Here is a 23,990-nt window from a genome sequence, read left to right on the forward strand (position 1 = left end):
AAGCTCCGGTCCGAGCATTTGCTCTATGGCTCCGCAGCTAGGTTCCATGAGGGGCTGACCGCGCCCTGATTCGGCCGGATGCATGTACGACTACATCGTGATTGGTGCCGGTTCCGCCGGCTGCGTATTGGCCAATCGGCTCAGCGCAAACCCCGAGGTCCGCGTACTGCTGCTGGAAGCGGGCGGGCGCGACTGGCACCCGTTCGTGCACATGCCTGCGGGCCTGGCGCGCATTGCGGGCATGACCTCGATCAACTGGGACTACCAGACCGAGCCGCAGGCCCGGCTCGGCGGACGCCGGCTCTGGTGCCCGCGCGGCAAGCTGCTGGGCGGTTCGAGCTCGATCAACGCCATGTGCTACATCCGCGGCGTCTCGGGCGATTACGACGCATGGGCCGCGAACGGCGCCACCGGCTGGCAGTGGGACAACGTGCTGCCCTACTTCCGCAAATCCGAAGGCAATTCGCGCGGCACCGACGCCTTCCACGGCGGCGACGGGCCGCTGTCGGTCTCGGACCTGCGCTACGTCAATCCGCTGACGCAGGTCTTCGTGGAAGCCGGCCAGCAGGCCGGCCTGCCCTTCAACCCCGATTTCAACGGCGCGCGGCAGGAAGGCGTCGGCCTCTATCAGGTCACCCAGCGCGACGGCGCGCGCTGCTCCAGCGCGGTGGCCTACCTCGATCCGGCGAAGGCGCGCCCCAACCTCACCGTGCGCACCGGCGCGCAGGTGGCCCGCGTCCTGTTCCGCAACGGCCGCGCCATCGGCGTGGAATGCCGGCAGGGTGGCCAGACGCTGCGCCTGGAGGCCTCGCGCGAGGTCATCCTGAGCGGCGGCGCGATCAATTCGCCCCAGCTGCTGCTGCTTTCCGGCATCGGCCCGGCGGCGCAGCTGCGCCAGCACGGCATCGAGGTGATCCACGACGCGCCCGAGGTCGGTGCGAACCTGCAGGATCACCTCGACGTGACCACGCTCCAGCACTGCACCAGGCCGATCACCTACGACCGCATCAGCCAGATCAAGGCCGGCTTCGACTACTTCCTGCGCGGCCGGCGCGGGCCGGGCACCAGCAACGTGGCCGAAGGCGCGGGCTTCGCGCGCTCGGCACTGGCACCGGACGATCGCCCCGACATCCAGCTCCACTTCATCCCGGCCATGATCGACGACCACGGCCGCAAGCGCCTGTCCGGCGACGGCTACACCCTGCACGCCTGCCACGTGCGTCCGCACAGCCGCGGGCGCGTATGGCTCGCCAGCAACCGGCCGGACGACAAGCCGCGCATCGACCCGAACTACCTGGGCGACGCCGAGGGCTTCGATCTCAAGGTGATGGTCGAGTGCGGCAAGCTGTCGCTCGACATCTTCGCGCAGAAGGCCTTCGACCCCTACCGCGGCGCGCCCATCTTTCCCGCAAAAACTCCGCAGACCGAGGCCGAGTGGGTGCAGTTCGTGAAATCGCGCGCGGAAACCGTCTACCACCCGATCGGCACCTGCCGCATGGGCAGCGACGAGGCGGCCGTGGTCGATCCCGAGCTTCGCGTGCGCGGGGTGGAGGGACTGCGCGTGATCGATGCCTCGGTGATGCCGAACCTGCCGGGCGGCAACACCAACGCGCCGACGATCATGATCGCCGAGCGCGCTGCGGACCTGATTCTGGCCGGCTGACGGCGGCGCGGCGTTGTCTCCGACGCGCACCGCCCCGGGTTTGCCAATCGCCCCGCCGCAAGGCATCATGATGCTCAATGATTTGATGCCTGACACATCATGCGCACCACGCTCACCCTCGATCCCGACGTGATCGCCCTGCTCAAGCAGGCGACGCACGCGCAGCAGCGCCCCTTCAAGCAGGTCGTCAACGACGCCCTGCGCAAGGGTCTGTCCGCCCCGGGCAAGCCGGCTCCCTTCGTGCAGAAGTCCTATCCGATGGGCCGCCCGCGCGTGGACCTGACCAAGGCGCTCGCGCTGGCCGGCGAACTCGACGACCAGAGCACCCTGGCGCGCTACCGCCCGTGAAGATGCCCGACCTCAACGTGCTGCTGTACGCGGTCAACGCCGATGCGGCGCAGCAGCCCGCCGCAGCGCGCTGGCTGGAAGACGCGCATGACGCGCCCGACGGCATTGGCTATGCCTGGGTCGTGCTGCTGGGTTTCCTGCGCATCGCCACACGCCCCGGCATCTTTCCGCGCCCGCTCACCATCGATGAGGCCCTGGGGCAAGTCGACGACTGGCTCAACCACCCGCGCGCCCGCCTCCTTCACCCCACTGAACGCCACGCCGCCGTGCTGGCGCGCCTGCTGATCGGCGCAGGCACGGGCGGCGACCTCGTCACCGACGCCCACCTCGCCGCGCTTGCCATCGAGCACGGTGCCGAGCTGGGCAGCTTCGACCGCAACTTCGGTCGATTCCCGGGATTGCGCCTGGCCGCACTGCAGGCCGGGCGCGTGCACGACGCCCCGGGCGCGTAATCCAGCCGCGCGGCGCGGTGGCATCATGGCGATGCCCGGCCCGCCGTCGGCAAACCGCCGCATCGGGCCCACCCGTTCGATGCGGCGATGCCCGGATCGGATGCAGGCCGCGCCTGCGGGATCGCGCGCCGTCGCTGCGCGAAGGATCGAACGCGCCCGCCGCCGTCCTCCAATCCGCCCGCGAGCGCAGGCCCATGACTACCGACCATCACTCCATCGAACATTCCCGGCCTTCCGGCGATCATTCCCGCCACCACGCGCACGGCGGCGGACACGGCGGACACGGCATGGACGAACACGCCGGCCACGACAAGCACGCCGGCCACAGCGTGGAAATGTTCCGCGATCGCTTCTGGCTCAGCCTGGCGCTGACGATTCCCGCGCTGGTGTGGGAGCCGATGCTGCAGGACTGGTTCGGCTACACCGCGCCGCGCTTCCCCGGCTCGCAGTACATCCCCGCGGCCTTCGGTGCCGCCGTTTTCCTGTACGGCGGCTGGGTGTTCCTGAAGGGCGCGTGGGGCGAACTGAAGAACCGCCTGCCCGGAATGATGACGCTGATTTCGCTGGCGATCCTCGTCGCCTTCCTCTACAGCGCGGCGGTGACGCTGGGCTATCCGGGACACGCGCTGTGGTGGGAGCTGGCGACCCTGGTAACGATCATGCTGCTGGGCCACTGGATCGAGATGCGCTCGATCTTCCAGGCCCAGGGCGCGCTCAAGGAACTCGCCAAGCTGCTGCCCGACACGGCGCTGCGGATCGTCCATGGCGATGAAGTCGAAGTGGTGCGGGTCGGTGAACTCCACGACGGCGACCTGCTGCTGATCCGCCCCGGCGCGGGCATCCCCGCCGACGGCCTGGTGAGAAGCGGCAAAAGCAGCGTCAACGAGGCGATGATCACCGGCGAGTCCAGGCCGATCGAAAAGCGCGAGGGCGACAAGGTCATCGCCGGCACGGTGAACGCGCAGGGTTCGCTGCGGATCGAAGTCACCGGCACCGGCGACAGCACGGCGCTGGCCGGGATCATGCGCCTGGTCGCACAGGCGCAGACCTCGCGCTCGCGTGCCCAGGCGCTGGCCGATCGCGCCGCGTTCTGGCTCACCTTGGTCGCCATCGGGGCGGCCGTGGTCACCTTCATTGCCTGGCAGGTGGCGGGCGCAACGCTGGATTTCACCATCACCCGCGTGGTGACGGTGCTGGTGATCGCCTGCCCGCATGCGCTCGGGCTGGCGGTGCCGCTGGTGATCGCGATTTCCACCACCGTCGGCGCGCAGAACGGCCTGCTGGTGCGCGACCGGCGCGGTCTGGAGGAAGCACGCAACCTCGATATCGTGGTGTTCGACAAGACCGGCACGCTGACCCTGGGTTCGCATCGCGTGGTGTCGATGACGGTCGCGGATGGCGTGACCGGCGATGACGCCCTGCGCGTGGCGGCGGCGGCGCAGCGTGACGCCGAACACCCGATCGCCCATGCACTGACCACCAGCGCGAAGGAGCGCGGTCTGGAAATCCCCGCGTCGTCCGGCTTCGAATCCATGCCCGGCGTCGGCATCCGCGCCGAGGTCGAAGGCCGCACGCTGCACCTGGGCGGGCCCGGCATGCTCAGGCGGCTGGGCGTGGAACCCAGCGAAAAGATCCAGCAGGCGGCCCGGACTGCGGCCGCCAACGCACAGTCGGCCACCTGGCTGATCGAGGGCGAGCGCGTGCTCGCCGTGTTCGCCATCGCCGACGCGGTGCGGCCCGAATCGCACGAAGCCGTCGCGCGCCTGCACGCCGCCGGCATCAGGGTCGCCATGCTCACCGGCGACTCGCAGGCCGTGGCCGAATCGGTGGCGCGGGAGCTGGGCATCGACAGGGTTTTCGCGGAAGTCCTGCCCGAAGACAAGGTCGCCAAGATCGAGGAACTGCAGCGCGATGGCAGCAAGGTCGCGATGGTCGGCGACGGCGTCAACGACGCGCCCGCGCTGGTGACCGCCGACGTGGGCGTTGCGATCGGTGCCGGCACCGACGTCGCGGTGGAAGCCGGCGACGTGGTGCTGGTCCGCTCCGACCCGCGCGACGTGGCGCGCATCGTCGCCCTGAGCCGCGCCAGCTACCGCAAAATGGTGCAGAACCTGTGGTGGGCGGCAGGCTACAACATCATCGCGATCCCGCTGGCCGCCGGCGCGCTGGCCTGGGCTGGCATTCTCCTCGACCCGGCCGTGGGCGCGATCCTGATGTCAGCCAGCACGGTGATCGTGGCGATCAACGCGCAGCTGCTTCGGCGGACGGCGCTGTAGCCTGCTGCCGTGGCCCGACAAACCGCGCCTGTGCCCTACTGCAACAGGCCGACGGATGGATCCTTTGCAGCGTCCGCCGCCACCGCATCATCCACGCGATGCGCGCGGTTTGATCTCGGTCAAACCGCCCCGGACGTCTTGCAGTTTACTGATCACCGGTTCGCACAAAGGGACTCGAGGCCATGAACATCGTTCGACAATTGCTCGCAATCTGCCTGTGCCTGCAGGTCGGCGCGGTCGCTGCGGCGGCGGACCAGCCTGCCCGCGGCGAAGCCGTCTACGCCACCTACTGCGTCAGCTGTCACGGTGTGAACGGGCAGCCCGACCTCGACTCGCCGCTGGTCCAGAGCCTGGAAATCACGCCCGCGAATTTTTCCGACATCCTGTTCAACAGTCGCGAACCGGCGTCGACCTGGAAAGGCGTGATCACCCACGGTGGGCCGGCGCTCGGCTTTTCCGTCTCGATGCCGCCTTTCGGCGAAACCCTGACCGAAGCCGACATCGATGCCGTGCTCGACTACATCAAGACCGACATCGGCGGCGCCCACGACTACCCGGACGGCGCGCTCAACCTGTTTCTGCCGGTGCGGACCAAGAAGGCGTTTCCGGAAGACGAGTGGGTGTGGAAGACGCGCTACAGCGACGTGGACGGCGGCCACTCCTGGAAGAACACGCTGGAGTACGAGTTCCGCATCGGCACGCGCGCACAGGGCGTTCTCGAAGTCAGCCACGAGGCCAATGGCGACACCTCCCGCTTCAGCGCGTTCGAGCCCGGATTCAAGTACGTCCTCAAGCACGACCGGCAGGCGGGCTTCATCCTCACCGGCGCGGTCCAGCTTGGCGTACCGCTGAACGGCGACGCGCACTGGCAGCTCCTGCCCTATCTCGCGGTCGGCAAGATCCTCAATGACGATTTCACCTTCCAGGGCAGCGCCCGGCTGAAGCTGGATCTGGACGACTCCGACATGAGCAGCGCGGAGCTCGCCGGCATCGTGCACTGGACCCACACGCCCTGGCCGCGAAGCGTTTTCCCGGCGCTGGAAATCGTGGCCGAGGTGCCGTTCGAGCGCGGCATCGGTCCGGCGCGCAAGGAAGCCGTGCAGTGGTCCGCGCTGCCGCAGGCCCGCATCGGCCTCAACAAGCGCGGCAACATCGCCCTCAACGTCGGTGCGGAACTGCCGCTCAACGACACCCAGCGCTACGACTGGCGCGGCTACGTCTATTTCATCTGGGACTTCGCCGACGGCGGTCTTTTCGACGGCTGGTAGACGGCAAGGGAACCTCCGGGCACGTCGATTTTGCCCGTCGCTCCGGCCTTTGCGGGAGTGACGGCGGAGATATTTTCAGCCGCCTCCCGCGTGCTGGGATACATTGGTCTGGTGGGATCAAGCTACTTTCGTATGGCGATAGCGCGCCCAGTCGATAGTCAAAGCGACAACCTGATTAGCCCTGACCCTCCGCCATGAAAATTGCTCGCCGCACGCAGAATCGCCTCAGGACAAGGCTTGCAGCGCATCAGCGCCGTTGCCAGGCGCGGCAGCATTTCGCGCGGCTGATCAGCCCCGAAGAATGTTCTCACGGTGCCAGGCAAGGTACGGTAGGTGTCCAGGTGTCACGCTTCGTAAACGCGACCCTTCATGGATATCGAAGTGAGCGCGAACCACGGGATCGAGGTGCGCCGAAGTTATCACACGCCCATGCCCGTCGAAGCTGATCAAGCCTGTGTCGAACATCGCGTCGAGATGCGTAGCCAGAAGCAGACCGTTGAATGGATCCAAACGTTCGGCATCGGTCGCCTTTGACCACGGTTTGGCGTGACTTGCGCGCAGTAATTCGGACGGGAATGGAATACCGGTGAGGGCGCAGCGTCCCTGCCAAAGGTCCATCAGCGCCTCGCGGAACACATCCTGACCGACACGCTGGCGCACCTCACGGGTGCGCTCGGTTTCCGGGATTCCTGCCAATCGCGCCTCGACTCGCGCGGACAGCGTGGATGCCGGATGGGTCTGCAGTGAATGGAGCACGCGCAGGGCTTCGTAGAGCTGCATGGCGCCGCGGGCCATGCCGATATCGGCCATGCCCGCAGGCACTGCCACTTCGGTCGATGCCAAGCCGATCCTCTGCGCCATGGTGGGGTCGGCCACCGCCAGCAACACGCCTTCATCGACAGCCTGGACCAGCACACGCCAAGCGCTCCCACTGATCGCTGCGGCGAACCAGTCGCCATCTGCCGAGGAAATGAGGTCGTAGCCGGTGTCGGCAAGCGCCTTCGCCACCAGGGCTGGAAGGGGCTTATGGATGCCTGCACTCGCGGCTGCGGGTGCCCCAGCCCGCAGCGCCATGGATGCAACCTCCGCCGAAGCGCCCCAGCCAAGGATGGCGTCATAGCCATATCGGTACAGCCCGCTCCGATTGCCGTTGTCGAACAACCAGACGCTGCGCCCGCGCGAGAAAACCTCCACTACCAGCTCAGCGATAGTCGCAACGGGTACCGCGTGCTCGATCAGGTTGGAGCCGTCGGACACCCAGAAGCTACTGAACCCATGATGCTTCGAATACCGATGCCACGGATAGAACCGACCGCCGTCCTTGTGGATGAACCAAAGCGACTCATCGAGCAGCGCGCGTTTCATGATCGCCCTGCCTATCCCTTTGTCTGAGCACAGAGCTGGTCGACCATCCACACCTCGCGGGCAAGCTTGGCCATGCTTGTCTGTCGGGCCTCGATGGCCTCAGTGCTCCAATCCAGGCAGCTTCCATCCGCCGACGATGTATTGCCGGCAGGAGCAATAGCGACCAAGCCAATGGCGCGCTGCAGTGAAGTGTTCTTGCCGAACACGTCCGAATTGCCAATTGCACGCGTGAGCATGATCTTGGAATTCCTGTAGGCCGCGAGTTTCTTGTCGAACCCGGCGTTGCATACGGCGGCGTTGAGCGGCTTCTCCAGCAAGGTCAGGTTGCCAAGGCGCTGGACGCAGCGGGCGGCTGTTTCCGGATCATCGAAGTCGGTCCAGGCCGTCTGCTCCGGCTTCTGCGGAAACACATGCTCGATCTCCAGCTTGCCGTCCAGGTAATGGTCGAGCTGCTGGACGCTCTGGGCGCCTTGCCACGCGACCTGATCCACATGCTGCGCCAGCTTGGCCAGCACGTACTTCAGGCGATACTTGGGGACAGCCGTCGCCGCGAGCTCGTTCATCGCGAAGTCGAAGGTCCGCGACTTGCTTTCCACCTCGGGCGCGATCCGCGAACGGATGATCCCCTGCACGTCTTCCAGGGTGCGGGCAGTGCGCAGGCTCTCCGACCAGTCCGCGAACTTGGTTTCAAAGTTCTTGGTTGGCTCACGGACGATCACGAAGACGAAGAACAGATTCTCCACCTGGCGCGCCAGCTCGACCAATGCATCGACCGGAAGATGCCTGGATGCCAGCATCAGGATAAAGTGCTGGCGCGCCTTGCCACTCAGATGCTGAATGTTCTGCAGGCCGGCGATCGGCGTCTTTCCATCCGGCGCACGCCCTGCGGCAAACTGTCCGTAATCGCGCGCCGCAGAGACCAGATCCTTTGCGAACACGAGCGGCTTGGCGTCGATTCCAATCTCGGCAGCATGCCTGCCGAACCACTCATACAGCTCATCCTCCCGTACGGGCTTGCCGCTGGAACTGCGGTAGTCGCGGTAGTTCGCCATCACGTAGTAGCGCAGGAAGCGCAGTGGCTTCTCCCTGCAGACCTCCAGATGCGAAGTCAGCTCCTTCCATAATGCTTGAAGCTTCGGGTAATCAGCTGGCGTGGTGCGCATGAACAGCAGGTTCTTGAGCAGATCCATTGCGGTCAGACCCACGCCGCGATCATTGACCGTCTCGAACACCTTCAGCGCGTGGGTCAGGTCCGGCGTCACGATGCGGATCAGCTTGACCCGGCGGATGAAAGCGACGAAGAACTGCTTGATCTCATCGACGTTGCCTCCAAACTCGGCCGCCAGGAAATTTCGCAGGGTCTCGTAGGCTTCGATGATGCAGGCCATGGACCGGGTGTCGTCCCGGCTGGAGGCAACGGGTCCGCCCTGCGCGATCCGAACCAGAACGTCGCGGCTGTCCTCGTATTGGAGCAACAGGCGGAAATCCTGCACATCATTGCCGTCGTCCCCGGTGCGGGTGTCGCAGATCATCGCCTCCAGCGATTTGCTTGACGCTTCACCCAGCGCCTGCAGCGCGTCGCGGATTGCGCACAGGAACAGGAAGATCGTGGTCATACGTTGCTGGCCATCGATCAGATCATAGGGGCCATGGGCCGTGCGACAAACCACCACGCTGCCGATGAAGTACTCCCGGTCGGCGATCAACTCGCCCTTGGCGCCGTAGAACTCGTTGTAGATGTCGTCGGCGAAGGCCTGCACATCCACGTCCGACCACACGTATTCGCGCTGATACGGTGGAACTACGTAGAAGTCCTTGTACATCTGCTCGATGGACAGATCCGCGGATTCGATCTTGGGTGAAGTGCTCATGCAGGATCATCACGTTTGTTGGCGGCGTCTGATGCGGGTCGCGCCGGGGGCGTCCACTGCACCCGGTTCCATTCCAGCTTGCGGCTGCGCCAGTGGCTGTCGATGGCTTGGGTGAAGTCGGCGCGGACGAGTTTGCCGCGGGCCTGCAGCCAATCCTCATCCTCGCGGCGCACCACCACGCCCTCCAGGCCGCCTTCGCGGTAACGGCTTCTCCACTCGCCCACGCCCCTACGCAGCGACGCTACGGTCTGCAGGCCGGCCGCCAAGCGCGGCACGGTAGCAAGACCCAACGTTTCCGCCAGCTCATTCCGACGTCGGGTGCTCCAGAACCTGCCCTCGCCGCGGTCATAGACATCGAACAGCAGCCACCAGTCCGGCAGTGCGGGATAGTCCAGCGAATGACGAGCGGCGCACCATTCGCCGAAGGCGATCAGATCCTCGCCCAGTGAGTCGACAAGGCCAGACCCATGCAATGCCAACCACTCGGGCAGGCGCTGGAACTGGCCGGCGTGCGGCTCGATCAGGTACTGGCCGCGGTTCTGGGCGCGCAGATGCCTATCCGGGCCGACCGAGAAACCGAGGTTGGCGCCGTCGAGCTTCTCTTCCACCACCACCGGGCCGGACAGTAGCGCAGCGACTTCATCCGGTGCCAGCACTTTGTCGTCGCGTGGGGCGCCCTCGCCAAGCCAGGCGATATGCGGGGTGTTGGGGAAGCGGAAGAAATCATTCATTTCGGCAACGCGGGAACAGGCTCTTCTGGATACTTTTTCCCGTAGAACCGGCACACGTCGTCTGGACACGGGAAATGAACAGCGATGCCGGCCGCCTGCAGATCCGGCCACCAGCGCAGCCACTTGCAATCCGCTGCTTGCAGGATCGGAGGCTTGGCAGGATGGGCATTGGACACGGCTGGAAACCTGCGATCCGGCGGATCGAACTCCGCCTCCAGAGCGGCCACCGGAAACTCGGTGTACCGATCTTTCGCATACTCATTGACAGCCACCTGGACAACGTGCCTAGGATTTGCCTGCCGCTGCAACAGCCACTTGAGGAACGTCGCGCCCACACCCTTGCCGCGCCTGGCGTCGAGCTTGTTCTGGTACTCGCCAAGGACGCGGTAGCCGTCATCCACCACCACCGTTTCCCCCTGCATGATCTTCTGCAGTCGGCTCACGCATGCCAGTACACATTCTTCGCTGACATCCGGGTGCTTGCCCTCCGCAACCAACAACACGTTGGTGTCCACCACGACTTCAGCCACCCTCTTTCCCCCGCTCCTTGATGCGCCGAGTCATCGCTGCCTGTGTCCGTGCGGCGATCTCGGCCATCTCGTCGCCAAAGAAGTTGTCGGGCCAGTTTTCAATATCGCCGTACATGTCCAGCCGCAGAGCTTCCAGGTCGAGGGTCCTGCCGCCGCGCCTGGCGAAGTAGACTGCCACGTCGTCCGGATGGATCATTTCTTCGGCTATCCGGCGCTGCAGCCGCATCAGGAAGTGTTCGGAATGGCTTTCCACGATCAACTGGACGTTGCGCGGTTGCCCGCCCTCGTGGGCCTGTACCGCACTGATGAACGCATCGGCCAGCTCTGCCTGGACCTGCGGGTGCAGATGAATCTCAGGCTGCTCCATCCACACCGTGGAGTTTGCGGGCGCATAGAAGGCCTGCACCAGCGCAGGAAGCACTTGCGAAACGCCAAAGCCGACGTCGGTCAACTTCACTTCAGGCGCGCCCGAACTGGCACGCACCAGAACCTCGTACTCCTTCCGTCCGCTGCCGACGGGCTTGACCGAGAAGCTTTGGATCACGCCAAGATCGCGCAGCCAACTGGCTATAAACTCGTCGAAGCGCTCCCGCTTCCTTCTATAGCCGCGATTGAGCATTCGCTTTTCCTGGGCTGCGGCCAGCAAGGCCGCAATGGCAAACTCCCCCTTTGCGCCAACGTCAGGAACGATGTCGCCCGCCCAGGAATAAGTGCGTTTCGGATAATCACGCAACGGGCCGAGATAGGTCAGTCCGGCCAGCAGGCGCTCGGTCTCCAATGCGAATTCGCTCAATGAATCCGCATTCTGATAGCGGGCCAAGGTCACATCCGAGAACCGGTAGAACTTTTCCGGCGATTCGATCGGCCACTTGCGCCCCTGCTTCATTAGCAGTTTCATCGGCTCGGCATCGAGATACGCCTTGCCACTTTCGCGCACGCCGTGCTCCACGCGCAGCTGCCCAGCACCCTGATCGTCCGTGAGCTCATAACTGAAGCGTTCCAGCTCCGGCAAGCCACGACCGTCCGCCCGAAGCACGGATTCCAACTGGATTCGGTTGCCGACGTACGGCTTCTTCGGTTGCAACGGGTCACGAAGCTCCGCCGCCTGCGGCAAGCGCCAGCCAAGGGTGAACTCCAGCTTGGCCTTCAGGTCGTGTCCATGAAGGCAATCGGCGAAGGTGCCCAAGTCGATCAGGGAGTTGACGTCGCCCAGGTGCAAGGCGCGACGGCGATCGGTCAGCAAGGCCGTCTGCTTCAGGCCCAGCAACAGATGCCCCAGACTGCTCTTGCCGGCACTGTTGGCACCAAAGATCACCGTCAGCGGCGCGAGGCGGATCGGACCGGTGTCCTTCCAGGCCTTGAAGTTCTTGATTTGCAGATGCGTCAACATCAGTGCAGCTCTCCGGATTGCAATTTGTCCCACGCCTCCAGTACCAGCCGCCGGGTGCGATATTCGCCGAACTCGCGCATTTCGTTGTTCTTGAGCACGCGGAAGGTTTCGCTGGGGTAGTCGGCGCCCATGACGTCGGCGGGGTCGAGGATGTAGCGCAGCTCGTCGCGGGTGAGGCCGTAGAGGCGAGCGTAGTACGCGTCCAGTTCGGCACGCAGGATGGCGCGACGATCCGGGTCGAAGGTGAAGGGCGGGCCGTCGTAGCCGAGGTCGCGCGCCCAAGGGGCGATGTCGTGGGCGGTGTAGGTCAACTCCAGAACGCGCGGAACGACGAAGGAAAAATCCGCATCGATGTAGCGGCTGCGAGGAAAGACAGGGAACTGCTTGAGATAAAAGTAGTTGAGCGTGGTACCGCCGATCTTTTGTCGCGCTGTGAAATCGAGTGCCAAGCTCGACATGTTGGCGAGAAACGCAGCTGCATGCCTGGCATCGACACTCTCCTCGAACAAGAACAACGGAATCTTGTTGCCCACACCAGACAGAGGAATCACACTGGCGATCACGGTACGCTCATTGGTCGCATTGGTGATGTCTCTCCAGCCCATCAGCCATGGTCGCCGCCAAATTTTCTCGACAAGACGCTGCATGACTTCAGACTCATCTATCCAGTAACGTGGCGTCACAACAAAGTCGGGATCGGTCTTTTCGGCAACTGTGACATCACGGGTAGTGTCGGCATCGACATACGTGGCCCAGCGATGGTCAAACTGGTGGATCAGCTTGGCCTCATACAGCGGCAGCAGGCCCTCGCCCGGCGCATCATTGAACACGTGGCTGTCGTTTGACATGTGAAACATCGTCATGAAGCGGATGTCCCACGGGTTGCCATCATGGCGACCCTCATCGATTAGCACTGGCGCAGAGCGGTAGAGCTTCTTGGTCAGTTCGGCGTCGCGCTCACTGCGGAACACAGGACAGGTCAACGTGTTGGGATTGATCAATCGGAACTCGTCCGACGTCAGGGTAAAACGCCGGCGCGGGTCCGCGAGCTCATGCATTGCCAGAATATAGTGACAGATCTTCGCAGGATCCTGCGTCGACCCCATCGTCAAAAGTACGAAAGGGGTGTCCGCGTGAACGCTCGGAAAGATGCGCTTCGCATTGTCGAACCCGAAAAGAGAGATCAGTTGTCTGGATGAAACCAGCCACTGAAAGAACGCCTTGTAGGTGTCGTCCGTAGAGATGCCTGATTTGACGATGATTCCGGCACGACTACCGGCATTTCTTATCTGCAAGAAGGTTTCTGCAAAGAGTGCATACGTATCGACATCACCACGGCCGGTGAGCGGATAGCGGCCACCATCGTCGCCCTTGACGTGGACGAAGGCGCTGGCTGCCTCAGCGGTGCGGCGTGCGCTGAGGAACTCTCGGTACAGCCGCTGCTCAGCCTGCGCCTGCACCTCGTTGTGCCCGCGTTCCGGGTCCAGATGCGCGGCAAGCATGCCCTCACTCAGCCACTGAATGCGCTGGCTGCGCTCGGCCTTATTCTTCGCTTCGGCCACATTCGTGTTGCGGCTGGCGAAGAACTCCTCCTCCTGCAGCTTGATGCGCTCCCACGGCGGGTTGCCAAGCACGCAGGTGAAGCCGCCGGCCGCATGGACCAGCGGAAAGGCCAGCGGCCAGTGCAGCACCCGGGCTTCCTCGCAGGCCTCGCGGGCGGCGGCGCGCTTGCCGTCGTGGCCGGGCGCGGCGTGCTCGCCCAGCAACTCCAGCACCACGGTGGCGGTGGTGGGCACGCTGTCATGCGTGGTTTCAGTCTTGGGCAGCAGAAAGGCGGCCAGCAACATGTCGGCGGCGTGGCGCAGCGGGCTGTCGGCGGATGCATCGGCGAAGGCCTGCCAGGCGGCCTGCTTGGCGGCGATCTGCTCGAGCGTGGCATCGGGCAGCGCTTCCAGCGCACGGAGCTTGTCCAGCCCTTCCGCACGCAGCCCCAGAAGATCGCGCTGGCCGAAACTTTGCGCGGTGCGCTTGCGCGCAAGGTCCTTGAGCTCGGCGGCGTTGCGCCTGGCCAGTTCCTTGCAGACTTTCGCGTCATCGCCGGAGAGTGTCTTGAATGCGTCCTTGGGGATGCCCTGCTCCAGCGCGGACAGGTCGGTCAGGCCCAGCAGTGCGTCGCCACGCCGCAGATGATGGTCGAGAAAACCTAACGGCTTGTCCGGCGTCATCGCTTCCAGCCACAGCGACATGCGTGCGAGCTCGATCGCCATCGGGTTGCGGTCGACGCCGAAGATGCAGTGGGTGACCACATCGCGCAGCGCGTGGCGGAAGTCATCGCCGCTGGGCGTGTCGTGGGCGCGCAGCTGCGCCAAACGCGTGGCCAGCCGGCGCGCGGCGCCAAGCAGGAAGTGTCCGCTGCCGCAGGCCGGGTCGCAGACGGTGATGGACAGCAGCGCGGCCTGCGGGTCGGCAGCGCCGCTGATGCGCTGCTGGATCACTGGCTCCAGCGCGGAATCCAGCAGCTCTTGCACCAGCGCGTCGGGCGTGTAGTAGCTGCCGCTGGTCTTGCGGGCATTGCCCTTGGCGGCTTCCGCATTGGCGAAGCGGAACACGCGGCCGTCGGCACTGATGTCGGGCACTAGTTCCAGCAGGCTTTCATACACGCTGCCCAGCTCTTCCGGGCCCATGTCGCGCCAATTGATGCGGGTAAGGCTGCGGCCCTCGCGCATCCAGCCGAGTTTGGCCACGGCTTCGAGCAGGTCCGCATTGCCCAGCCTACCGGTATCGAGGTCCGGGCACTGGTCTTCGGCGAACAGGCCACCGAGTGCGGGCAGCGCCAACAGCGGCTGGCCGTGGGCCAGGCCCGCCAGCACGGGCTTCAGGCACTCCCACAGGTCGGCATGGCGATCGAAGGCGCGGCGCCTGCGGGCGCGCTCGCGCAGGCGGCGCAGGCTGTAGCCGTCGGCGTAGAGCTTGACCGCATCTGGGCTGGCATCAGCCGGATGCAGCAGGCCACGTTCCTCGATCGTGAGCAGGAAGATCAGCCGGTAGACCAGCCGCAGCAATTGCTGGAAATAGACATTGCGATCGAGCGTGCCGCTGGCCAGCGCATCGCGCAGCGGCTGGTTGGCGGCTTCGGACAGGAAACCCTGGCCCAGCGCCAGCAGTGCTTCTTCCACGCCTTGACGGAGCTTGTCGCGGGCGCGGGTGCCTTGTTCCTTGCTGGCCTCTCGCCAGGCTTCCAGCGGACACTGCGCCACCAAATCTTCCCTGTTGCCGAAGCGGCTGGCGTGGATCAGCAGCCACAGCAGGGAGAAGTCGGCGTAGCGCTCTTCGCTGAAGATGCGCGCGAGGTCGGCCTCGATCCAGGCCGGGCGGGTGAGGCTGGCATTGTCGCGCGCCAGGCGCAGCACGCTGCCGTTGCTGGCGATACCCCATAGGGCCGCATCGGCGGCATTGAGGTTGTCCTGCAGCAGGCCGAAGGCGCTGCGCTGGCGGCCGCTATCGCCGTAACGACGGTCGCGCTCGTCCAGGCGCTGGTGGGCGGCGCCGACGACCAGCGGCAGGCGGCCTGTGCGGGCGGTGGCGGTGATGGGGTACAGGCGTTCGCCGATGTCGACCGGCGCGGCGTGCGGTTGCAGGTCGCTGGCGCCGATCACGTCGCGCATGAGCGCCTGCACGAACCGGCTGGCCAGACCGTGCGGGTCTTCGGCCTGCTCGCGCGCGTGTGCGAACTCGCTCCAGTGGGCCTGGGCGATGCGCCAGTAGCGGCCCACCTCGTCGCGCAGGTTCAGGCCCTTGGGGATGCCGTAGTCGCCGGGCAACTGATGGGCGGCCTTGAGCGCGGCGATGCTGGCCAGCCATTCGGCGGGCAGCAGACCGCCTTCGATGTGGATGGCATCGAAGGCCAGGGCGGCGTCACGGCGGCTCATGCGCCGGCTCCGGGCATCAGCACGAAGGCGGCGATGACATCCACCGGTTTGAGCGCATCCACCTTGTAGCGGCCGCGGGCGTCGGCCGCCTCGCGCACGCGGCGATGGTCGGCCAGCAGGCGCTCGGCCTGGGCATCGGCAATGGCTTCCAGTGCGTCGCGGCGCTCGTCCAGCAGGGTCAGCACGCTATGCATCTCGCGCTGGCGCACCGGTTCGGGCAGGTTGCCGCTGGCTGGTGCCTGCAACCATGCCAGTAGTTGATCGCCTTGCACTTTGGCGGGATTGGCGCGGCCCTGCCAGGCCACCGGCAGCGCTTCTTCGACCAGCAGCACGCTGCTGCGGCCGGAACGGGTGGTGGTGATCTGGTGGCGCAGACGCAGCAGCAGCACGGTGGTGACGGCCTGCACCGCCGGACTGCGCCAGACGCCGATGCGGCCCAGCGTGGCGAGCTGCTGGTTGTCGCGGGTTTCGCCGCTGACGGCGCGCTCCAGCAGCTCGTCGGCCAGGGTGCTGACCAGCGGGTGGCTGCGGCTGACGTAGCGGCAGCGCGGCGCGGGCGGTTGGGTGAAGTCGATGCCGATGTCGCCTTCCAGGCCAGCCGCTTCCAGGCGCTCGCGCAGGACGCGCGGTAATGCGGTGAGCGGCGCGGTGGCGCCGCGCCTTGGGCGGAACAGCAGACCGGCTCCGAGGCGGGACATGGCCTCGGTGGTGAAGCGCCGGACGTCTTCGCTGTCACCGAGCACGGCTTTCATGCGCTCCCATTCGGGCAGCACATCGGAAGGCCGCAGGCGACGCTGGGCGAACACGGTGCGGTTGGTCTTGGCCTTTTCGGCCAGAGAGGTCCAGCGCACGTCCAGTTCACGGGCTTCCTCGAACTGGTCGAAGTCGAAGGCCTGCTGCGGGCCACCGGCGCGCTCGCTGCGCAGCATCACCGCCTTCATCAGAGCCTGGGTCAGAGTGTGGTCGTCGTCGGGCAGCGGCACCGGCACACCGAGTTCCTTGCGGATCTTTTCGGCCTTGCGCAGGATCACCTGCAGCACCGCGCCGTCGACCGGATTGTTGGCGCCGTACATCAGGGTGGCGCGCACCTTGGGGCTGGGCTGGCCGAAACGATCGACGCGGCCTTCGCGCTGCTCGTGGCGGGTGGGGTTCCAGGACAGGTCGTAGTGGACCACGGCGTCCAGGTGCTGCTGCAGGTTGACGCCTTCGGACAGACAGTCGGTGGCGATCAGCAGGCGGCGATCGGCCTCGCCCAGCGCTTCGACACGGCGCTCGCGCTCTTCGGACGGGAACTCGCCGGTGACCACGTCCACGGTGACGCCGCGGAACTTGCCGTCCAAGTGCTCGCGCAGATAGTTGGCGGTGGCGATGTAGCGGCAGAACACCACGGGGTTGAAGCCGTCGGCGATGAGCTGTTTCAGGTGCTTGTGCAGCAGGCGCAGCTTGGGGTCGTCGGCCTCGCCGGCCAGCGCGCGGGCCTGGGCCAGCAAGGCGTGCAGGGCCGGGTCGCCGGTGTCGGCGGCGGGGGCGACATCGTCTTCGTCCAGATGGTCTTCGCTGCCGTCGAACAGCGTCTGCAGCACTTCGTCGGGGGCGTTGTCGACCTGCTCGGCCAGCAGGCGGGTCTGCAGGGCCTGCACCGCCGCTGCCGGGCTGGAGGCCACGCAGCGCATCAGCGCCAGGGTGCCCCAGAAGCTCAGGCGCTGGCGGCGGGCGTCGTCGCCGGCGCGCTGGGTGACGTCGCGGCAGTAGTCGAGCACGTCCTGGAAGAACTGGTCCCACTGGCCGGTCAGCTTGTAGGTAATCTCGGTGGTTTCGCGCTGCGGGAAGACGCTGCCGTCTTGCCACTCGTCGATGTCCGGGCGCCGACGCTGGACGAAGTGCTGGGCGAGCTGCTCGCGCAGGGTCTCCTTGAGCGCGCCGCTGGCGGTGGCGAACTGGGCGAAGTCGCGCTTGAGCAGGGCCAGCAGGCTGTAGAAGGCCTCCTGGTCGCCGCTGTGCGGGGTGGCGGTGAGCAGCACCAGGTGGCGCTCGGCATCCGCCGAAATCTCGCGCAGCAGTTCGAAGCGCTGCTGGCGGGCCTGGCCGGTGCTGACGCAGGTATGCGCCTCGTCGACGATGACGAACTCCGGACAGGCGCGGATGAAGTCGTGGCGGTGCCGGTCGGACTTGATGTAATCGAGACTCACCACCGTGAAAGCGTGGGCATGGAAGATCGAATCGCCGATCGGCAGGCCACGCTCCAGGCGTGCGGCGCTGCTGGCGGTGACGGCCACGGCCGGGATATGGAAGCGTTCGTTGAGCTCACGCACCCATTGCTCGACCAGATGCGGCGGGCACAGCACAGCCATGCGCTGGATCTCGCCGCGGTCGTACAGCTCGCGCGCGATCAACGCAGCCTCGATGGTCTTGCCGATGCCGACGTCATCGGCAATCAGCAGGCGCACCGGGTCCTGACGCAGAGCCATCAACAGGGGCACGAGCTGGTAGGTGCGTGGTTCGACCGAGATATTGCCGAAGCAGCGGAAGGGGCCGGCGCCGCGTCGCAGCGCCATGCGCAGGGCGTCGGCGAGCAGAATGGCATCGTGCTGGCTGCCTTCCTGCGCGGGATCGGGCGCGGGGAACTGGGCGGAGCCGATGTCCGGTTCCAGCCCGGCATGGATCACGGCGCCTTCGTCCTCACCGCCGGACAGCGGGCGCAGGCGCAGCAGCGGCGCGACGCTGCCGGGCTGGACGATCCATTCGCGGCCGCGGGCGCGGACCAGGGAGCCGGGGGTGAATTGCAGAGCGGGTGTGTTCATCAAGGACGCAATCAAAGGCCAAGCAACCGGCCCAGACGCTGGAACAGCGGCGGCCATGCGGCGGTGTCAGCAGGGAAACGGATGAAGCTGTAGCCGCGGTCTTCCCAGGCGGCCTGCAGTTCACGGGGAGTATCGGGTAAGGCGACAGCGGCATAGTGGTCCGGCCAGTGCAACACCACCTGGCCGTCGGCTTCGGCGGTGGCTGGCGGCGGTAGAGCGGGGCCGTGCTTGGCGCGCTGTGCATACCACTGCCCGGCCCAACCCGGCGCCGCCGGCGCTTCAGGCGGTTGCACAGGCGCATCGGGCTGGGCCTGCAGCGACGTGGTGACCTGGGCCAGTCGCCACAGCAGGCGCAGCACGCCGCGGTCGCGCCGGTCGATGAGCTCGTGATCAGGCTGGTTGTAATAGGACAGCAGGCAGCGGTAACAGCCGGCGACGCACTTCACCTCCGGCAGGTCGCGCAGCTCCTCCGGCGCGGGCAATGGCCCGGCATCTGGAATGTCGAAGTGCATCACGCGCAGGGCATGACGGGCGACCTGGGCCAGGGCACCGGGATCGTTGGCCAGTCGGGTCAGGACGCCCGCCCCGCCTTCGGTGGCTTCGTAGAACAGCACACCCTGGCGCTCGCCTGCGCTGGGAAGCGGCTCCGCCAGCAGTTCGGCTTCCTCCAGCTGGAACACCGCTTCGATGCCGCGCTTGAGCGCGTGCTGCAGCGTGGCCAGCGTGCGCGGCGCACACTCGCCTTGCGGCTGCATCAGCAGGGCGTTCTTGTTGTCCTGCACGAAGGGCACGATGCGCTGCGGCGGCAGCCTGTCGTCGTGGCCGGCGTTGTCGTCTTCGTCCACCTCTTCCTTCACCCACCAGCCCGTACGGGGGTTGATGAAGAAGCCGAACTGGTTGGGGTTCTTGCGCCGCCGCAGGCCCTTGTTGACCCGGGTAATGGTGGCACCGGGGCCGTAGCGCAGGGTCAGGATGTCGCCCTGCCCGTCCTGCGCCAGCACCGTGCTCACCTCCACCCGGCCATGGCGGATGCCCCACTCGTAGACCGTCTGCAGCTCGAAGGCCTGGCGCTGGCGCTCCTCGTCGTTGGCGGTGATGCGTTCGGCCGGCTGGGTATCGACGTTCTCGATGCGGTACAGGCCATTGATCTTGTGCGCATCGGCCAGCGGCATACCGCAGGAGTGGCAGTCGTTCCAGTGCGTGGCGAAGTGCGCGGCGCCACAGTGCGCGCAGACCCGTGCGGCCTGGGTGGACAGCAGACCGCCGGCGGTGGCCTGCTCGGCGCTGGACAGGGCGATGCGGGCGCTCACCACGCGGTAGGCGCGACCCTCGTGGTAGACGAGACTGCGCGGGCCGAACTCCGACAATGCCAGGAACCGCGGCCGCTGCAGGAACACGTTGCCGCTGCGCACGTCCGCACGTCCGGGGACATAGGCCATCAGCGGCAGGCGCGGGAAGTTGTAGCCGGGCAGGAAGCCTTCCGTGGCGAGGTAGCGGTAGGTGTAGAAGTCGCTGGAGAACGAATCCTTGCCGTGCAGCAGCAGGCTGATCTGGTCGTTGGCCTGGCGGTCGCGACGCTGGGCGTCCTCGCGCTCGCGGCGATCGGTAATGGCGAGGTTGTTCAGGGTGTTCTGGGCCAACTGCTTCTGGCGCTGGGCGGAGCTGAGCAGGTCACGCCAGCGATTGAAGGCGGCGTTGAACTGCGCCGGTGCCGACGTTGCGACCTCCTGGGCGAAGGCGCTGGCGCCCGGGTACCAGGGCGCGCTCGTGGCATCGAGATGATCCGCCATGGCCAGCAGGATCCGCTCCGCACGCCGGGTCGCCAGTTGCATGACCTCGTCGGTCCGCATGGCTGCGGTCAATGCATCGCGGACGGGGGCATTGGGCAAGCCCGGATCGACGACGTTGGCGATGGAGGTCTCCAGCGCCTGGCCGGTGCTTGCCAGCCATTCGGCCTGCAGGTGGCTGCGGATCAGCGATTCATTGGCCAGATCCAGCAGTGGCGGCCGGACAACGCCATGCACCATCCCGGAGGGATCGCGGAAGAAATACTGGTCGTGGGGACTGCGCGCGGCGCAGTAGGTGACGACCAGCGCCGCCTGGCCGCTGCGGCCGGCCCGGCCTGCACGCTGGACGTAGTTGGCGGGCGTGGGCGGCACGTTGCGCAGGTACACCGCGTTGAGCGCCGAAATGTCCACGCCCAGCTCCATCGTGGGCGAGCAGAACATCACCGGCAGGAAGCGGTTCGGCTCGCCCTGCTCCTTGCAGGCGGCCTTGAGATCGCCGGCGAGCTTCGCCTGCTCCGCCAAACCGAAGCGGAAGCGGATTTCACGCAGGGCACGCAGCTCGGCGGACACCTGCGCGGTGTGCTCGCGGGCCTCCAGCGCGAACAGGGCGCGGTCCTGCTGGGCCAGTACGTCGGCGACGGTTGCGTATTGGGCCTGGAAGAAATCGTTGGCCCGCTTGCCGCCGCCGTCTCCGGCCAGGAAGCGCACGCGACCGGCATTGAGCCGGAAGCCGGGCACGTTGAAGAGGGTGTGATCATCCTTGCGGATGAAGCCGCCATCCTTTGCGATGCGGATCATCGCTTCGAACAGCGCCTGGTAATCCTTGCGGTTCAGGGAGGCTGCGTGCGGATCGGACCACAGCGTCGAATTGCGCAGCGTCTTGCCCAGGCGCGTTTGCAGACCCCCGCGCAGGATCAGTTCCTCGTCCTTGCCGCGCAGCGTGCGGCCGGATGGCGGCTGCAGGAACAGCCAACGCGAGCCGAGCGGGCGCTCTTCGCGCCCAAAGCCCCACGGATCCCGGAGCAGCCGGAGCGATTCGTCGCGACATTGATCGAGCGACTGCTTGTCCAGTGCCGCCGCGTCGACCGCCAGCCCGGTACGCATGTAGTCGAACAGTTCCTGGAATACGCGCTCGCGGGTTTCAGCTGAGGCGTTGCGCAGCAGGGGGGGGGCGTCGGCGAAGTGACTGACATCAGCGCACAACTCTGCAAGGTCCCGATAAGACACGCGCAGCAGCCCGAGTTCTTCCAGATTCGGGTTGGTGTAGCGCCAGCCACGGCGCTGGTCGTACCAGGTGCGGTAGGCAAGGATGAAGCGCAGGCTCTCCTGCGCCTCGGCAAGGTCACGGCCAATCGCGGCGGGATCCTGCAGCCATTCACGGCGGTGGCTTTCGCCAGGGTCCTCGCCGCGCGCCAACTCGCGATCGAACCCAAGCGCGGCACGGACCGCCGCGCCGAGGCCGCTGTCCGATAGGCCTTCCCCACCGGCTTCGCGCAGGGCACGGAAGATTGCGCCGCGCAGCAGGGTGACAAAGGTGAAGTCGTTGAAGTGTCCGGCCTGGAGCGCGGCGTCCTGGCGGTTGTCGGTGAAGCCCAGCAGCTTACGCTTGTCGACGTCGATGCCGTTCGAGGCCCCCCCATGCATCCAGCGCAGGACGCTGGTGGTCAGCAAGGTGGTCGCGGAGCTGCGTCCCTCGGCCGACAGGGCGGCCAGGCGGTTGATGTCCTTGCCCTGCGCGCCGTGGACGTCACGGCACTGCAGGCAGAAGCGGAACTTGCCGGGCAAGAACCAGTAAGGTCGTCCGGTGCCGACGCGGCCATCTGGTTCGACCAGAAGCTGTCGCGCCTCCAAGTGGCGGTGCGTGCGCTTAAATCGGGGCTCGCCGCTGGCCGGCGTTTCGATCCAGGCCTCGGGGTAGTCCACGATCTGGCCGGTGAAGTCCAGATCGCCTGGCTTCGGATCGCCCAGCAGGAAGCCCAGACGCTCGCCTTGCGCGTCATCGTCGGCGTCGGAGTCTTCCTCACCCTTGTCGCCCTGACGCGGCATGTCGTCGATGTCGCGGGCCAGCAGCATCGGGCCGCCATCGTCCTTGCGCAGGCGCACGGGGTGGTAGTCCTGGCCACAACGGCGGCAGAAGTAGGTGGAGTACAGGCGCTTGGCCGGGTCGGCAGGCAGGAACTGCTGGCCTTCCAGTTCGACGGGGCGGGTCCCGTAGGGATCGAGCGTGGTGTACACCACGCCCGCGCCGCTGATGAACTGGTGCAGGCGGAACGCGAAGAACGCGCGGTCATTGCCGTCTGCCTGCGCTCGTCGCTCACCCTCGGGAATGGCGGCGATCAGCAGCAGGTCGCGGAGGGCGCGACCGGCGCTCTCCTCGTCGGCGCCGGCCTCGGCGGCGAGCAACTCGGTCGCCTTCGCCACCGTGACGGGCTTGGCGCGGATCCATTTGTGGCCCTGGTCGCGGGTGATGCCGAGCCGCGTTTCCACCCAGATCGCGAGCGGGTTGTCCCGGAGGTCGGCGTCGCTTGTGTCCGGCCGGATGCCTTCGTTGATCGCGACAGTCAGTTCGCCAGCCACTGACTCGGCGGTCCTGGCCGGGTCGGTGGCACGGTCCAGGTCCTCGGTCACGACGTTGAACGCCGGGATCGTGGTCGCGAACAGCGTGGACGCGACCTCGGCCACCTGCCGGTTCTGGTCCTCGCGGCTCCCACCAGAGGCCATCGTGGCGGACGTGCCGATGCACTGCAGTCGCTCAGGCGCCATGCGCTCGCGCACGCGCCGGACCAGCATGGCCACGTCCGCGCCTTGGCGGCCGCGGTAGGTATGCAGCTCATCCAGGACCAGGAACTGCAAGCCCTCGCAATTGCGGATGACCTGGGTGTCCAGCTCCGACTGACGGGTCATGAGCATTTCCAGCATCATGAAGTTCGTCAGCAGGATGTCCGGCGGGTTGTTCTTGATCCGCTCGCGCTCGTCCTGATCTTCCTGCCCCGTGTAACGTGCGAAGGTGACCGGCCCGTTGTCCCCCAGGTACTTGATCAACTCCTCGCGCTGGCTGTTCGCCAAGGCGTTCATCGGATAGATGACGATGGCCCGGGTGCGCGGCGTCGGATCCTGTTCCTTGGCGCGCAGAACGGCGTCGACAATGGGCAGAAAGAAGCACAGAGACTTGCCGGAGCCGGTGCCGGTGGTGACGACGAAGCTCTCACCCTGCCCGGCAAAGGCAACGGCTTGCTCCTGGTGGCGATAGAGCCCGATCGGGAAGTGTTTGGCGGTGACAGGGTGCAGCTCAGCGGCTGCCGCCAACTCTGCAGTGGTCCGGCCGAGGCTGTAACGAGGGTTGATCTGGATCAGCGGCTCCGGCCAGAAGCGCCCGCTGGCGTACTCCTGTTCGACGCCCTGCCCCAGATCTTCGGCGCGGATCGACGTGAATGAACGGGCAAACCGGCTGTAGTCCCCGATCAAGTGCTGCTTCAGTGCAAATACGTCCAACTCCCCCCCCCCTGTGCAGTACCTGAGCATGTGCACTTTATAGATGCTTGGGCGTCATGAGAAATGCGTGAGCGCAAGGGCCGCACT

13 protein-coding genes are annotated in these 23,990 nt (G+C 66.2%); 5 read left to right on the forward strand and 8 right to left on the reverse strand.

Annotated features, from left to right (window positions below):
- Nucleotides 1–82 precede the first annotated feature (82 nt).
- From WB794_RS05765 to WB794_RS05785, 5 genes are all read left to right on the forward strand, one after another.
- Entirely contained in the window at nucleotides 83–1,663 is a 1,581-nt protein-coding gene (locus tag WB794_RS05765) for a GMC family oxidoreductase (RefSeq protein WP_337334894.1), read from the forward strand.
- Nucleotides 1,664–1,762: 99 nt separating this feature from the next.
- Nucleotides 1,763–2,011, forward strand: a complete 249-nt coding sequence (locus tag WB794_RS05770) for a hypothetical protein (RefSeq protein ID WP_337334895.1) — start codon at nucleotides 1,763–1,765, stop codon at nucleotides 2,009–2,011.
- Nucleotides 2,012–2,013: 2 nt separating this feature from the next.
- Complete coding sequence (locus WB794_RS05775; protein ID WP_337334964.1) at nucleotides 2,014–2,463, forward strand: TA system VapC family ribonuclease toxin; 450 nt, start codon at nucleotides 2,014–2,016, stop codon at nucleotides 2,461–2,463.
- 194 nt (nucleotides 2,464–2,657) lie between these two features.
- Entirely contained in the window at nucleotides 2,658–4,739 is a 2,082-nt protein-coding gene (locus WB794_RS05780) for a heavy metal translocating P-type ATPase (protein ID WP_337334896.1), read from the forward strand.
- Nucleotides 4,740–4,921: 182 nt separating this feature from the next.
- On the forward strand, nucleotides 4,922–6,007 hold the full coding sequence (locus WB794_RS05785; RefSeq protein ID WP_337334897.1) for a c-type cytochrome: 1,086 nt from the start codon (nucleotides 4,922–4,924) through the stop codon (nucleotides 6,005–6,007).
- Nucleotides 6,008–6,295: 288 nt separating this feature from the next.
- Here the strand turns inward: WB794_RS05785 and WB794_RS05790 are convergent, their stop codons facing one another.
- Genes WB794_RS05790 through WB794_RS05825 form a run of 8 tightly spaced genes read right to left on the reverse strand, consistent with a single transcriptional unit; the run spans nucleotide 6,296 to nucleotide 23,876 of the window.
- Nucleotides 6,296–7,372 carry an HNH endonuclease gene (locus WB794_RS05790; RefSeq protein WP_337334898.1) on the reverse strand — a complete coding sequence of 359 codons (1,077 nt, stop codon included), beginning with the start codon at nucleotides 7,370–7,372 and terminating at the stop codon, nucleotides 6,296–6,298.
- Nucleotides 7,373–7,383: 11 nt separating this feature from the next.
- Complete coding sequence (locus WB794_RS05795) at nucleotides 7,384–9,243, reverse strand: DUF262 domain-containing protein (protein ID WP_337334899.1); 1,860 nt, start codon at nucleotides 9,241–9,243, stop codon at nucleotides 7,384–7,386.
- The gene (locus WB794_RS05800; RefSeq protein WP_337334900.1) at nucleotides 9,240–9,974 is read right to left on the reverse strand and encodes an RNA ligase family protein; all 735 of its coding nucleotides are present in this window, start codon (nucleotides 9,972–9,974) and stop codon (nucleotides 9,240–9,242) included. The genes WB794_RS05795 and WB794_RS05800 overlap by 4 nt, the downstream gene beginning before the upstream one ends.
- The gene (locus WB794_RS05805) at nucleotides 9,971–10,504 is read right to left on the reverse strand and encodes a hypothetical protein (RefSeq protein ID WP_337334901.1); all 534 of its coding nucleotides are present in this window, start codon (nucleotides 10,502–10,504) and stop codon (nucleotides 9,971–9,973) included. The genes WB794_RS05800 and WB794_RS05805 overlap by 4 nt, the downstream gene beginning before the upstream one ends.
- Nucleotides 10,497–11,894: an AAA family ATPase gene (locus tag WB794_RS05810; protein WP_337334902.1), complete on the reverse strand. Its 1,398-nt coding sequence runs from the start codon at nucleotides 11,892–11,894 to the stop codon at nucleotides 10,497–10,499. Before WB794_RS05810 ends, WB794_RS05805 begins: the two co-directional genes overlap by 8 nt.
- The gene (locus WB794_RS05815) at nucleotides 11,894–15,823 is read right to left on the reverse strand and encodes an Eco57I restriction-modification methylase domain-containing protein (RefSeq protein ID WP_337334903.1); all 3,930 of its coding nucleotides are present in this window, start codon (nucleotides 15,821–15,823) and stop codon (nucleotides 11,894–11,896) included. The genes WB794_RS05810 and WB794_RS05815 overlap by 1 nt, the downstream gene beginning before the upstream one ends.
- A complete protein-coding gene (locus WB794_RS05820) occupies nucleotides 15,820–18,624 on the reverse strand; it encodes a helicase-related protein (protein ID WP_337334904.1) in 2,805 nt (934 codons plus the stop codon). The genes WB794_RS05815 and WB794_RS05820 overlap by 4 nt, the downstream gene beginning before the upstream one ends.
- A gap of 11 nt (nucleotides 18,625–18,635) precedes the next feature.
- The gene (locus tag WB794_RS05825) at nucleotides 18,636–23,876 is read right to left on the reverse strand and encodes a DEAD/DEAH box helicase (protein ID WP_337334905.1); all 5,241 of its coding nucleotides are present in this window, start codon (nucleotides 23,874–23,876) and stop codon (nucleotides 18,636–18,638) included.
- Between the last annotated feature and the right edge of the window lie 114 nt (nucleotides 23,877–23,990).

It is taken from the genome of Denitratimonas tolerans (assembly GCF_037203605.1).
Classification (GTDB): Bacteria; Pseudomonadota; Gammaproteobacteria; order Xanthomonadales; family Xanthomonadaceae; genus Denitratimonas; species Denitratimonas tolerans.

What these genes read in the sequence shown, in the direction of transcription:
- WB794_RS05765 (WP_337334894.1), top strand. Translation starts at nt 83, where the DNA reads ATGTACGACTACATCGTGATTGGTGCCGGTTCCGCCGGCTGCGTATTG.
- WB794_RS05770 (WP_337334895.1), top strand. Translation starts at nt 1,763, where the DNA reads ATGCGCACCACGCTCACCCTCGATCCCGACGTGATCGCCCTGCTCAAG.
- WB794_RS05775 (WP_337334964.1), top strand. Translation starts at nt 2,014, where the DNA reads ATGCCCGACCTCAACGTGCTGCTGTACGCGGTCAACGCCGATGCGGCG.
- WB794_RS05780 (WP_337334896.1), top strand. Translation starts at nt 2,658, where the DNA reads ATGACTACCGACCATCACTCCATCGAACATTCCCGGCCTTCCGGCGAT.
- WB794_RS05785 (WP_337334897.1), top strand. Translation starts at nt 4,922, where the DNA reads ATGAACATCGTTCGACAATTGCTCGCAATCTGCCTGTGCCTGCAGGTC.
- WB794_RS05790 (WP_337334898.1), bottom strand. Translation starts at nt 7,372, where the DNA reads ATGAAACGCGCGCTGCTCGATGAGTCGCTTTGGTTCATCCACAAGGAC.
- WB794_RS05795 (WP_337334899.1), bottom strand. Translation starts at nt 9,243, where the DNA reads ATGAGCACTTCACCCAAGATCGAATCCGCGGATCTGTCCATCGAGCAG.
- WB794_RS05800 (WP_337334900.1), bottom strand. Translation starts at nt 9,974, where the DNA reads ATGAATGATTTCTTCCGCTTCCCCAACACCCCGCATATCGCCTGGCTT.
- WB794_RS05810 (WP_337334902.1), bottom strand. Translation starts at nt 11,894, where the DNA reads ATGTTGACGCATCTGCAAATCAAGAACTTCAAGGCCTGGAAGGACACC.
- WB794_RS05815 (WP_337334903.1), bottom strand. Translation starts at nt 15,823, where the DNA reads ATGAGCCGCCGTGACGCCGCCCTGGCCTTCGATGCCATCCACATCGAA.
- WB794_RS05820 (WP_337334904.1), bottom strand. Translation starts at nt 18,624, where the DNA reads ATGAACACACCCGCTCTGCAATTCACCCCCGGCTCCCTGGTCCGCGCC.